This is a genomic window from Chromobacterium amazonense, assembly GCF_001855565.1.
Taxonomy (GTDB): Bacteria; Pseudomonadota; Gammaproteobacteria; order Burkholderiales; family Chromobacteriaceae; genus Chromobacterium; species Chromobacterium amazonense.
Genome location: NZ_MKCR01000003.1, coordinates 89,377 through 102,334, shown reverse-complemented (window position 1 = coordinate 102,334; position 12,958 = coordinate 89,377). Strand labels below are relative to the sequence as shown.

At 64.7% G+C, this 12,958-nt stretch carries 10 protein-coding genes; 7 read left to right on the top strand and 3 right to left on the bottom strand.

The window, feature by feature from the left end; translation table 11 throughout:
* Positions 1–120 precede the first annotated feature (120 nt).
* The gene (locus BI343_RS02405) at positions 121–1,437 is read left to right on the top strand and encodes an enoyl ACP reductase FabMG family protein (RefSeq protein WP_071108515.1); all 1,317 of its coding nucleotides are present in this window, start codon (positions 121–123) and stop codon (positions 1,435–1,437) included.
* 11 nt (positions 1,438–1,448) lie between these two features.
* Here the strand turns inward: BI343_RS02405 and BI343_RS02400 are convergent, their stop codons facing one another.
* Complete coding sequence (locus tag BI343_RS02400) at positions 1,449–2,444, bottom strand: NAD(P)H-quinone oxidoreductase (RefSeq protein WP_244886555.1); 996 nt, start codon at positions 2,442–2,444, stop codon at positions 1,449–1,451.
* Between the two features lie 135 nt (positions 2,445–2,579).
* Here BI343_RS02400 and BI343_RS02395 point away from each other — a divergent pair, with 135 nt between their 5' ends.
* The 4 genes from BI343_RS02395 to BI343_RS02380 all read left to right on the top strand — a co-directional run bounded on the left by BI343_RS02395 (position 2,580) and on the right by BI343_RS02380 (position 7,994).
* Complete coding sequence (locus BI343_RS02395) at positions 2,580–5,009, top strand: heavy metal translocating P-type ATPase (RefSeq protein ID WP_071108514.1); 2,430 nt, start codon at positions 2,580–2,582, stop codon at positions 5,007–5,009.
* On the top strand, positions 5,009–5,176 hold the full coding sequence (gene ccoS / locus BI343_RS02390) for a cbb3-type cytochrome oxidase assembly protein CcoS (protein ID WP_043629276.1): 168 nt from the start codon (positions 5,009–5,011) through the stop codon (positions 5,174–5,176). Before BI343_RS02395 ends, ccoS begins: the two co-directional genes overlap by 1 nt.
* A gap of 133 nt (positions 5,177–5,309) precedes the next feature.
* Complete coding sequence (locus tag BI343_RS02385; protein WP_071108513.1) at positions 5,310–6,611, top strand: NupC/NupG family nucleoside CNT transporter; 1,302 nt, start codon at positions 5,310–5,312, stop codon at positions 6,609–6,611.
* Positions 6,612–6,680: 69 nt separating this feature from the next.
* A complete protein-coding gene (locus BI343_RS02380; RefSeq protein WP_071108512.1) occupies positions 6,681–7,994 on the top strand; it encodes an MFS transporter in 1,314 nt (437 codons plus the stop codon).
* Positions 7,995–8,052: 58 nt separating this feature from the next.
* Here BI343_RS02380 and BI343_RS02375 read toward each other — a convergent pair whose 3' ends face one another.
* The gene (locus BI343_RS02375; RefSeq protein ID WP_071108511.1) at positions 8,053–9,441 is read right to left on the bottom strand and encodes a dihydrolipoyl dehydrogenase; all 1,389 of its coding nucleotides are present in this window, start codon (positions 9,439–9,441) and stop codon (positions 8,053–8,055) included.
* Between the two features lie 144 nt (positions 9,442–9,585).
* The gene (locus BI343_RS02370) at positions 9,586–10,317 is read right to left on the bottom strand and encodes a redoxin family protein (RefSeq protein WP_071108510.1); all 732 of its coding nucleotides are present in this window, start codon (positions 10,315–10,317) and stop codon (positions 9,586–9,588) included.
* 192 nt (positions 10,318–10,509) lie between these two features.
* Here BI343_RS02370 and gloA2 point away from each other — a divergent pair, with 192 nt between their 5' ends.
* Both gloA2 and BI343_RS02360 read left to right on the top strand, forming a co-directional pair.
* Positions 10,510–10,908, top strand: coding sequence for an SMU1112c/YaeR family gloxylase I-like metalloprotein (gene gloA2, locus BI343_RS02365; RefSeq protein ID WP_071108509.1), 399 nt, complete (start codon positions 10,510–10,512; stop codon positions 10,906–10,908).
* Between the two features lie 129 nt (positions 10,909–11,037).
* A complete protein-coding gene (locus tag BI343_RS02360; protein ID WP_071108508.1) occupies positions 11,038–12,927 on the top strand; it encodes a lytic transglycosylase domain-containing protein in 1,890 nt (629 codons plus the stop codon).
* Positions 12,928–12,958 lie beyond the last annotated feature (31 nt).

The window sequence follows — 12,958 nt, the reverse complement described above, 5'->3', positions numbered from 1 at the left end:
CGCGCATGAGAAGCCGTTTCGGGTATCATGCACGCCATTTTCGAGCAATCACACTAAAACACTCGCAACATGCCCGCCACGAGCGCGGCAAGTCGCCATTCATCAGGAAAGATCGATCACATGACCGAAGCCACCGCCCTGCGCACACTCCCGCAACACACCCTCTTCCGTCCCGGCGACGTATTCGTCCTGTTCGGCGAATTATTCGGCCGCGGCTACGCCAACGGCCTGATCAACGAGGCGCGCAAGGCCGGCATGGAAATCATCGGCATGACCGTGGGCCGCCGCGACGAGAATAACCAGCTGCGCCCGCTGAACGAACAAGAGCTGGCGGAAGCGGAAGCCAATCTGGGCGGCAAGATCATCAATGTGCCGCTGATGGCCGGTTTCGACCAGGATGCGCCGGCAGGCGAAGCGACGCCCACCCAATTGCTGGGCGCGCTGAGCCTGAAAACCTGGCAGGAAGACAAGCTGGACTGGGAACATATCGAGAAATGCCGCCAGATTGGCGTCGCGCGTTTCCAAACCAGCGTGGCGCAAGCCATGGCGCAGCTGGACGGCATGATAGCCGATGGCCGCAATGTATTCTTCGCCCACACCATGGCGGGCGGCATTCCCAAGGCCAAGGTATTCCTCGCCATCGCCAACCGCGTCTACAAAGGCCGCGGCGAGCGCTTCCTGTCCACCGAAGCGCTGCTGGGCAGCGACCTAGGCAAGCTGATTCTGCAGAACTTCGACGAAGTCACCGCCAACACTTTCCAGCACCTTATAGACGGCAGCGCCACGCTGCGCCAGCGACTGGAATCCTCCGGCGGCCAAGTGCGCTATACCGCCTACGGCTATCATGGCACCGAGATTCTGATCAACGGCGAATACCAGTGGCAGACCTACACCAACTACACCCAGGGCTACGCCAAGATGCGGCTGGAAAACATCGCCCGCGCGGCCTGGCAAAACGGCGTCAAAGCCACGGTGTTCAATTGTCCGGAAATCCGCACCAATTCATCCGACATCTTCGTCGGCGTGGAGCTGCCGCTGCTGGCGCTGCTGCGCGCCTTGAAGCGCGAGCAAGCCGGCGCTTGGGCGGACGCGCAATGGCAGGCCTGCGCCGCCTTGCTGCAGGACGGCTGCGCGCTGGAGGATGTGCTGGGCAAGCTTGACGCGCTGAATAATGACGAAGTGATGCGCGGCTTCCGCGATTTCGCGGCCTGGCCCATGCCGAACAGCCCGGAACTGGCGGAAGTGATGATAGGCGCTTCCGAATCCATCGTCGCCATGCACCGCGATCCCAAGGCGCTGATCACCGACCACCTCAGCAGCCTGGTGATCGAAGCCAGCGGCGCGCTGATGTTCGGCGAAGCCGCGCAGCCGGCCGCCCCGGTGCTATGGCTGAACCACGACATCATCGCCCGCCAACTGAACCAGGCCCACGGCTAAGCCATACCCGCTCAGGCCTCCCCGGCCTGGGCGGGAAACATCGTCAGCACCACCTTGCCCAGGTTGCGGTTTTCCGCCATATACTGATGCGCGTCCGCCACCTGGGTCCAGGGATAGCTGCTGTCCACCACGGCGCGCAGCCGGCCGTCGAGAATCGCCGGCAGAATGCGCTCGCGCAGCGCCGCCGCCAGCCGGGCCTTCACCGCCAAGGGCTGTGGCCGCAACGTGGAGCCTATCAAGCTGAGCCGCTTCATCAGCAGCCGGCCGAAATCCAGCTCCGCCTTCAAGCCGCCCATCAGGCCGATGTTCACTAAACGGCCATCCGGATTCAGCGCCTGCAGGTTCTCCGCCAGATAGCTGGCGCCCACCGGGTCCAGCGCCACATCCGCCCCGCCCCAGCTTTTGACCAGATCGCCAAACGCCGCCGTTTCGCGATAGTTGAAGGCTTGCCGCGCGCCCATCTCGCGGCAGAACGCCAGCTTTTGCTCGCTGCCCGCGCTGGCGAACGCCTCCGCCCCCAGCATGCCAGCCAGTTGGATCGCCGCCGCGCCGACGCCGCTGGCGCCGGCATGGACCAATACGCGCTCGCCGGCTTGCAACTGGGCCTTTTCTACCAGATTGAACCAGGCCGTCATCCAGGCCTCCGGCAGACTGGCGGCCTCGACCCAGGACAATTCGTCCGGCTTGGCGATGGCCAAAGCCTCCTCCATCAGCACGTACTCGGCATAGCCGCCGCCCTCCACCAGGCCGAATACCGCGTCGCCCGGCTGGAACGCCGAACCGTCCGCCGCCTCTTCCACCCAGCCTGCCACTTCCAGGCCCATCAGCGGGCTGGCGCCAGGCGGCGGCGGATAGCGGCCTTCGCGCTGCACCAGGTCGGCGCGGTTGACTCCGGCAGCCATCACCCGCACCAGCAACTTGCCCGCGGCCAATTGCGGGCGCGGCCACTCGCCTATATCCATCGTTTCCACGCCGCCGGGCGTGCGCTGCACAACTGCCTGCATCATGATTCCCATCCTTTCGCTAGCTTGCGCTCAATGACGGACAAATGCGGCCAATGCCGGACAATGCAAGCGCCGCGACTGGACAGCCTATGAGCTGGATCAAGCAATCCGGGCCAGCATTGATTACAATCCCTCGTCATGAGCGAGAACTGTTTCCATTGCGGCCTGCCCGTCCCCGCCGGCGCCCGCTTCCCCATCCGCTACCGCCAGCAAGAAGAGGCGGCCTGTTGCGCCGGCTGCCAGGCGGTGGCCAACACCATCATCCAGTCCGGCCTGGCCGACTACTACCAGCACCGGACCGAGGGAGCGGCCCGCGCCGAGGCGCTGCCGTCCGCCGTGCTGGAGCAGATCAAGCTGTATGACGCGGAAGAGCTGCAACAAAGCTTCGTCCACCGGGGCAATGGCGAGGAGCGCGAAGCGGCGCTGATGCTGGAAGGCATCACCTGCGCCGCCTGCATCTGGCTGAACGAGCAGCATCTGCGCCGATTGCCCGGCGTGCTGGCGGTAGACATCAATTACAGCACTCAGCGCGCCCGCGTGCGTTGGGACAACAGCCGCATCCAGCTGTCGGCCATTTTGCAGGCGGTGGCGGACATAGGCTATCGCGCCCATCCCTACGACGCCGAGCGCCAGGAGAAACTGCAGCAGAAAGAACGCAAGCAGGCCTTGACCCGGCTGTGGGTGGCCGGACTATCGATGATGCAGGTGATGATGTACGCGGTGCCGGTCTACCTGGCGCCGGACGGCGACATCGCGCCGGACTTCCTCTGGCTGCTGCACTGGGCCAGCTTTATCTTGACCTTGCCGGTGCTGCTGTATTCGGCCCTGCCGTTTTACCGCAACACCTGGCGCGACCTGAAAACCGGCCGCGTCGGCATGGACACCCCGGTCACCATCGGCATTGTCACGGCATTCCTCGCCAGCCTCTGGGCGCTGATCCACAAGTACGAGCACGGCATCTATTTCGACTCGGTGTCGATGTTCGTGTTTCTGCTGCTTGGCGGCCGCTATCTGGAAGGCATCGCCCGGCGCAAGGCCGGCGCCGCCAGCGAAAGCCTGGTCAAGCTGGTGCCGGCCTTCGCCCACCGCCTGGCGAACTGGCCAGACAGCCGCGACAGCCGCGAGGCCACCGTCGCCAGCCTGCGCCCCGGCGACGTCATCCTGATCAAACCCGGCGAAACCATCCCGGCCGACGGCATTGTGCTGGACGGCGAGAGCGCCAGCAATGAATCGCTGCTGACCGGCGAAAGCCGGCCCATCGCCAAGCACGCCGGCGACACGCTGATCGCCGGCAGCGTCAACACCGCCAGCCCGCTGGTGATGCGAGTGGAGCAGGTCGGCCCCGCCACTCGGCTGGCTGGCATCGTGCGCTTGCTGGACAAGGCTCTGTCCGAAAAACCCAGACTGGCGGTGCTGGCGGACCGTTTCGCCAGCTGGTTCGTCGCGCTGCTGCTATTGGCCTCGGCGGCCACCTATCTCGGCTGGCATGCCGTCGATCCGGATAGGGCGCTGTGGATCATGGTGGCGGTGCTGGTGATCTCCTGCCCCTGCGCGCTGTCGCTGGCCACCCCGGCAGCCTTGACCGCCGCCAGCGGCAACCTCGCCGCGCAAGGCGTGCTCACCACGCGCGGCCATGCCTTGGAGGCGATGGCGAAAATCACCGACGTGGTGTTCGACAAGACCGGCACGCTGACGCACGGCCAGATGCGGCTGCGCGGCGCTCAAGGCCCCTTGCCCCACGCGCAGGCCCTAGCGCTGGCCGCGGCGCTGGAACAGGCTTCCGAACACCCGCTGGCGCAAGCCATCGTCGCCGCGGCGGAGGGCCTCGCGCTGCCCACGCTGCAATCCGCGGCCAATCATCCGGGGCACGGCGTCGCCGGGAGGATTGACGGCGAGGAATGGCGATTGGGATCGGCGCCGTTCATTGCCGCCTGGCTGAACCAGCCGGTAACGGAACAGACAAACTGGCACCCAGACTGCAGCCAGGTGTTGCTGGCCAATCGTGACGGGATACAGGCCCGCTTCACCATCGGCGACAGTTGCCGCGAGAATGCCGCCGCGCTGGTGCGCAAGCTGCGCGCGCGCGGCCTGGCCGTGCATCTGCTCAGCGGCGATGGCGAAACCGCCGTCGCCAGCTTGGCTGAAGAACTGGGCATCGCAGATTGGCGCGCTCGCGCCGCGCCGGAGGACAAACTGGCCTTCGTTTCCCAACTGCAGACCCAGGGCCGGCGCGTGCTGATGGTGGGCGACGGCATCAACGACGCGCCGGTGCTGGCGCGCGCCGACGTTTCCATTGCCATGGGAGGCGGCACCGATGTCGCCCGCGCCAGCGGCGACATGGTGTTGATCGCCGACCAGCTGCTGCTGATAGACCAGGCCATAGCCATGGGTCGGCGGGCGCTGACGGTGATTCGGCAAAACCTGCTTTGGGCGGCGGGGTATAATGTGGTGGCGCTGCCCTTGGCCATCGCTGGCCATGTCACGCCGTGGCTGGCCAGCCTGGGCATGGCGCTCAGCTCCCTGCTGGTGGTCGGCAACGCCCTGCGCCTTACCCAACGGAAACCTTGATGGAAAGCCTTTATCTGCTCATTCCGCTCAGCCTGGTGCTGGCCTTCGTCATCGGCGCGATTTTCTGGTGGGCCACCCGCGCCGGCCAGTTCGACGACATGGAAGGCCCGGCCCACCGCATCCTGATGGACGACGACTCGCCACATAGCGATGACAAGCCGGAATGACGATGCGCTACCCATCCGGGTAAAATGCGCCGCCATCGACCGCCGCCCTTTATGGCCGGCGGTTTCTTGCTGTAGAATGCCGCGTCTTTAAGCATTAGCAAATCATTATCCTGCTAGTTTTAAAGGCGTCTCCGTGAATACCATACAAGCCCTGGCCGGCATGCTGCTCCTTGTCGGCACAGCCTTCGCTTTCTCCACCAATCGCCGCGCCATTCACTGGCGCACCGCGCTGATCGGCCTGGCCATTCCCAGCGGCCTGTTCCTGGCGATCAACTACCTGCCCGCGGTCAACGCCGCCTTTGCCGCTTTCGGCAGCGGCTTCGCCAAGGTATTGAGCTTCTCCGGCGACGGCGCGCGCTTCATTTTCGGCGATCTATCGCATCCAGGCGGCAAGCTCGGCTTCCTGTTCGCCTTCACCGTGCTGCCGGTCATCATCTTTTTCTCCGCCTTCAGCGCCTTGCTATACCACTTCGGCATCCTGCAGAAAGTGGTCAACAGCCTGGCTTGGCTGATGAAGCGCAGCCTGCGCCTGTCCGGCCCGGAGAGCGTAGTGACGGCGGCCAATATCTTCCTGGGCCAGACCGAGGCCCCGCTGCTCGCTCGCCCCTATATTCAACATATGACCCGCTCCGAGCTGGCCTGCATGATGATTGCCGGCATGTCTACGCTGTCCGGCGGCGTGATGGCCGCTTATGTGGCCTTTTTAGGCGGCACGGATCCGGCCGAGCAGGCCCGCTTCGCCACTTATCTGCTGACCGCTTCCTGTATGAACGCGGCCGGCGCCGCCACTTTCTGCAAGATCATGTTCCCGGAAACCAGCCCGGGGGAGATTTCCAGCAACAAGCTCACGGCCGAGCAGGAAAAGACCGGCGGCAACTTCGTCAGCGCCGTGGTGTCCGGCGCGCTGGACGGCATGAAGATGGCCGCCGCCGTGGCCACCATTCTGCTGGCCATCGTATCGCTAATCGCACTGGCCAATTACGTGGTGAAGGACGGCCTGGGCGAACTGCTGGGCGTCAACGGCGCCATCCGCGCTGCCACCGGCGGCATGTTCGACGGCCTGACGCTGCAGTATCTGGCCGGCCAGGCTTTCCGCGTCTGCGCCTTCCTGATGGGCATAGGCTGGCATGAAACGCTGGGCGTCGGCAGCCTGCTGGGCCAGAAGATCGTGCTGAACGAGTTCATCGCCTATCTGGACCTGGCCAAGATGAAGGCGGCCGGCTCGCTGTCGCCCAGCACGGTGATGATCTCCACCTTCGCGCTGGCCAGCTTTTCCAACTTTTCCTCGGTGGGCATCTGCGTGGCCGGCATCGGCGCGTTGGCCCCGTCAAGACAGCAGGAGCTGGCCGACATCGGCATGCGCGCGCTGCTGGCTTCGATCCTGACCGGCTTCATGACCGCATCCACGGCCGGCCTGTGGCTGTCGCTGGCTTAAACCGGCGCCACTGACAAGCAGGCGGGAATCCGTTAGCATGCGGGTCCCGCCTTTTTCATGAACGGCTCCATGAAATCCGAATTCTCCTTCTTCGCCACCCGGCGCTTCCTGCCGCTGTTCGGCACCCAGTTTCTGGGCGCCTTCAACGACAATATGCTGAAAACCGCCATTGTGGTGCTGATCAGCTTTCACGGCCTGACTACCGCCGGGCTGCCGCCGGAGCAACTGGTCAACCTGGCCGCCGGCATTTTCATTCTGCCGTTCTTTCTGTTCTCGGCCAGCGCGGGCAAGCTGTCCGAACGCTTCGACAAAGCGCGCATCGCCCGACTGATCAAGCTGGCGGAAATCGCCATCATGCTGCTGGCCGGCGCCGGCTTTCTGCTGCAATCGGCAGCCATCTTGCTGGGCGCCTTGTTCCTGATGGGCACCCACTCGGCTTTCTTCGGCCCGCTGAAATATTCGGTGCTGCCGCAATACCTGAAAGAGCATGAGCTGGTGGGCGGAACCGGCCTGATCGAGATGGGCACCTTCCTCGCCATTTTGCTTGGGCAGTTGCTGGGCAGCGTGCTCACGCATAGCGGCGCTTTGATGATCATCTCCGCCCTGCTCCTGACCGCTGCGCTGGGATATTTCAGCAGCGCGCGCATGCCCTCGGTGCCGGCCGGCGCGCCGCAGCTGAAGCTGTCGTGGAACTTCATCGGCGACTCGGTGCAACTAGTAGGGCAAGCCTGGAAAATCCACGATGTGCGCGGCGCCATCCTCGGCATCTCGTGGTTCTGGCTGATGGGCGCTATCTACACCACCCAGCTGCCCACCTTCACCCGGCTGCACCTCGGCGGAAACGCCGATGTCTACACCCTGCTGCTGGCTTTGTTCTCCATCGGCATCGGCATCGGCTCCATGGCCTGCGCCAAGGTATCGCACGGCAAGCTGCAACTGGGCATCGTGCTGCTGGGCAGCGCCGGCATGACGGTATTCGGCGGCGACCTGGCCCTGGGCGCCATGCCGCACTACCAGGGCCAGCTGGCCACGCTGACGGAATACCTGTCGCGCCCCGGCAGCTGGCGCAGCATCGTCGATGTAGCCTTGCTGGGCTTCTTCGGCGGCTTCTTCACCGTGCCGCTGTACACCTGGCTGCAAACCGGCAGCCCGGACGCATTCCGCTCGCAAGCGGTAGCCGCAAACAATATCATCAACGGCTTCTACATGGTGGCGGCGGCCATCGGCAGCGCGCTGATGCTGAAGTGGTACGACAGCATCTCCATGCTGCTGCTGGCGGCTGCCTTGCTCAATGTGCTGGCCACCGCGCACCTGGCCTGGCGCGCGCCAGTGATCTGGCGCCAACGCTTCAGCTGGATACGGCCGCTGCTGGACCGCTCATAAATGACAACGGGGGCCAAAGCCCCCGTTTCTGTATCCGCGCCAAGGCGGACCTCCCCCATCAAGCCAGCTTGGCCAACGCGTCGCGCAAGGCGGTGCGCAGTCCTTCTTCTATCACCGGATGGTAGAACGGCATGTCCAGCATCTGGGCGACAGTCAGTTGCTGCTGATGGCTCCAAGCCAGCAGATGGGCGAGGTTTTCGGCCCGCGGGCCTATCATCTCGGCACCGAGGAAGCGGCCGCTTGCCTGGTCCGCATACACATGCAGCAAGCCCTTGTTGAGGCCCATCACCCGGCTGCGGCCCTGGTCCTCGAAGCTGACTTCGCCCACCACGATGCCGCCCTCCGGCAGATCGGCGAAACGGCGGCCGACCATCATCATCTGCGGGTCCGAGAACACCACGGCGATGGGCGAGCGGCGCAGGCCCGGCGTCACGTTGGGATAACGCGCCGCGTTGAAACCGGCGGTCCTGCCCTCGTCGGCCGCTTCGTGCAGCAGCGGCAGGATATTGTTGGCGTCGCCGGCGATGAACACCGGGGCGCCGACGCACAACAGCGTTTCCGGATCAAACACCGGCGCGCCGCGCGCATCCAGCTGCACGCTGGTATTTTCCAGCCCCAGGCCGCGCACGTTCGGCGTGCGGCCGGTAGCCGCCAGCACGTAGTCGAAGCGCTCCTCGACCTCTTCTCCGTCCAGATTCACGTAACGGATGAGCGCGGCGTCGCCGTCATTGGCCATTTCCAGCACCTGGGCGCTCGGATCGAGGTAGAACTGATCCTGCAAGGCCTGGCGGGCGTAATCGCGCACCGCCGGATCGGACAAGGGACCGACGCCGCCGCCCACGCCGAACACGCGCACCCGCACGCCCAGCCGGGACAAGGCCTGGCCCAGTTCCAGGCCGATCACGCCCGGGCCGAACACCGCCACGCTTTGCGGCAAGTCTTCCCAATCGAAAACGTCGTCGTTGACGATCAGCCTATCGCCAAAAGCCTGGAACGGCGCCGGAATGGCCGGCGACGAGCCGGTGGCGATCACCACGCGTTTGGCCTGGACGATGGCGTGGTCGTCTACCTGCAAGGTGATGTTGTCGATGAAGCGGGCATAGCCGCGCAGCTTGTCTTCGGACGGAATGCCATCCACGCCGCGCACCACAAAGCCGACAAAGCGGTCGCGCTCGCTGCGCACCCGGGCCATCACCTCGCGGCCGTCGATGCGGACCTCGCCATCGACATGCACGCCGAACCTGTCCGTGTGGCGGGCGTGATGGGCCGCTTCTGCGGCGGCGATCAACAGCTTGGACGGCATGCAGCCGACGCGGGCGCAAGTGGTGCCGTAGGGGCCGCCTTCGATGATCAGGGCGGAAGCGCCCTCCGCCTTGGCGGCGCGGTAGGCGGCGAGGCCGGCAGTGCCGGCGCCGATGACGGCAACGTCGATATGGATGGTTTTCATGGTCTGTATCCTCTTATCTGGCGGGGATGCGGCACGACACGCCGCGCATGCCGTCCCGCATCCCGGCGAAAAAACGGCCGGCAGGAGTACCGGCCCAAAGATTGCCGATGGCGTCAGGGCCCGAAACCATCGGCGACGAACGTCTTATTTGGCGAAGCGCTTTTCCACTTCGTCGGCGGAGCCGATCAGCTGGCCGTTGATGAACACTTGCGGGGCGGTCATCTTGCCGGACACGGCGCCCAGCACCTTGCCGCGAATCTTGTTGTCCAGCGGCACTTCGACGAAGTCGTAGCCGTTTTCAGCCAGCACGGCCTTGGCGCGGGCGCAATGGGGGCAACCGACCTTGGTGAACACCACCACTTGATCCGGCTTCTTGGCCGTCGGGTTGATGTAGTTCAGCAGGGTGTCGGCATCGGACACCTTGAACGGATCGCCCGGCTCTTGCGGCTCGATGAACATCTTGTCCACCACGCCGTTCTTCACCAGCATGGAGTAGCGCCAGCTGCGCTTGCCGAAACCCAGGTCAGCCTTATCCACCAGCATGCCCATGCCTTCGGTGAAATCGCCATTGCCGTCCGGAATCATCACCAGATTGCTGGCTTCCTGATCCTTGGCCCATTCGTTCATCACGAAGGTATCGTTGACCGATACGCACAGGATGGCATCCACGCCGTTGGCGAAGAAGGCAGGTGCCAGTTCGTTGAAACGCGGCAAGTGGGTGGACGAGCAGGTGGGGGTGAATGCGCCCGGCAGCGAGAACACGGCGACGGTCTTGCCATCGAACAGTTCTGAGGTGGTAATATTCTTCCATTCGTTGTTTTCGCGGATGCGGAAAGTCACGTTCGGTACGCGTTGGCCTTCACGGTTTTGCAGCATGGCTATCTCCTTAGCGGGGTGATGCGGTTGTTAACTATCGACGGGTGCATTTTGATAGCCATTATCAAATTTATCCAATTGATTGTAACAAGTATTTTGATTGTCTTTTCCAATGACCATTCTCCCCGCTGGGCAGCCCGCCCGCCGCGACGCTAAAATGGCGGCATCCGGCAACAGCCAGCCTCAACAGCCATGCATATCACCGGCTTGCACCACGTCGCCATCATCGCTTCCGACTACGCGCGCTCGCGCGACTTCTACTGCCGCATCCTCGGCCTGAAGGTGATCGCCGAGAATTGGCGTGCCGACAGACAATCCTGGAAGCTGGACCTGGCGCTGCCCGGCGGCGGCCAAATCGAACTGTTCAGCTTCCCCGCGCCCCCGCCTCGCCCTACCCGGCCGGAAGCCTGCGGCTTGCGCCACCTGGCGCTGGCCACAGCGGACGCGGGAGCCGCGCGCGCCCATCTGCGGGATTGCGGCGTGAGCGTGGAGGCGTTGAGAATGGATGAATACACCGGCGCGCGCTTTTTCTTCTGCGCCGATCCGGACGGTTTGCCGATCGAGTTCTACCAGGCCGCGCCAGCGGCCTGAAAACGCGGGCCATGAAAGCGAGCGTTCTGCGCCGTGGCCTGTCATATTGAAATAAACATCGCGCGCGCGGGACATCCCGCCGCCGCCGCGCCGCCCAGCTGCGCGGAGACTCCAACAGACGGAACGAAAATGAAAGCTTTGACCACCCCCATCCGCCTGGCGGGCCTGACCCTGGCCCTGGGCGCCGCCCTGCCCGCCTTCGCCGGCCCGGACGACACCCTGCTCTCCGCCCGCGACGCCTTCCGCGCCAACGATCTGGCCAAGCTGGCCGCCATCGGCGACAAGCTGCCGGACGCCTATCCGCTGAAGGACTACCCCGATTACTGGCTGACCTGGAAGGCGCTGGACCGCAACGACGACGCCCAGGTGAGGCGCTTCCTGTCCCGCGTGCAGGAAGGCCTGATGCCGGAGCGGATACGCAACGAATGGGTGAAGAAGCTGGGCCAGCGCGAGGACTGGACCGCCTTCGCCGAGGAATGGAAGAAGCTGCCGGCGGAGGGCCGCGATGAGGAATCGAACTGCTATGGCCAATTGATGCAGCTGCGCCAAGGCCAGAAGCCCGACAATCTGGACCGCTTCCTCGACAGCAAACCAGCGCCTGACGGCTGCAACCGGCTGATCGACATGGCCTACGCCCGCGGCGCGCTGAGCCAGGACTGGCTGTGGCGGCGTGCGCGCCTGCTGCTGGCCGGCAACTTCCTGACCCAAGCCCGGCAACTGGCCTCCGACACCCAATTGCCGCTCGACAACGCGGCGCTGAACAAGCCGGCCAACGCCAGCCCGGCCACGCCGGGCGGCCAGGAGGCCATCCTGTACGACATCGTGCGCAAGGCCAAGAGCGATCTGGATGGTGGCGCATCCTACCTGGCGCGGGTGGAAAAAGACCTGACGCCGGACCGCGCCGGCTTCGGCTGGGGTCAGCTGGCGCGGCTGTCCGCCCGCAAACAGCAAGCCGGCCAGGCGCTGCAATGGTTTGAAAAGGCCGACCCGCGCCAGCTGACCACGGACCAGTGGGAATGGTGGGCGCGCTCGGCACTGCGGCTGGAACAATGGAGCCAGCTGGACGGCATCATCCGCCGCATGCCGCAGGAAGTGGCCGGCAAGCCGTCCTGGCGCTACTGGCTGGCCCATTCGCTGAAACAGCAGGGCAAGCCGGCCGAGGCCCTACCGCTGCTCAGCCAGGCCAGCGTGGGCCACAACTACTACGCGCTGCTGTCGCTGGAAGAACTGGGCAACAGCCTATCCGCATCCGCCAGCAAAACCACGCCCAGCAGCGCGGATGTGGACAAAATGAAAGCCGATCCGGCGATTCGCCGCTCGCTGGCGCTGCTGAACGTGGCCGAAATCTACACCAAGCCTGAATTCCGCACCGACGCGCAACGCGAATGGCGCTGGGCGATGCGCGGCCGCAACGACATGGAGCTGCTGGCCGCCGCCGAGATCGCCCGCAAGGAAGGCTTTTACGACATGGCCATCTACAGCGCGGAGCGCACCAAGGAAGAGCACGATTTTTCGCTGCGCTATCTGACGCCCTACCGCGAAGTCACGCAAAAGTACGCCCGCCAGCTGGACATCGACGACGCCTGGGTTTACGGCCTGATCCGCCAGGAAAGCCGCTTCATCACCATGGCGCGCTCCGGCGTGGGCGCCTCCGGCCTGATGCAGCTGATGCCGGCCACCGCCAAGTGGGCGGCCAAGAAGATCGGCCTCACCCACTTCGCGGTCAACGACATCGAAACCAACGTCCAGCTCGGCACCTGGTATCTGCGCTATGTGCTGGACAATCTGTCCGGCAACCAGGTGATGGCCACCGCCGCCTACAACGCCGGCCCTGGCCGCGCCCGCAACTGGCAGGCGGACCGCCCGCTGGACGGCACTATCTACGCAGAAACCATACCGTTCAGCGAGACCCGCGACTATGTGCAAAAAGTCATGGCCAACGCAGCCTATTATTCCAGCACTTTCGGTCACGCCAACATCTCGCTGAAAAACCGGATGGGCATGATCCCGGCGCGCTAAGCGCAGCCCGGGCAACGCAACACGGGAGCCA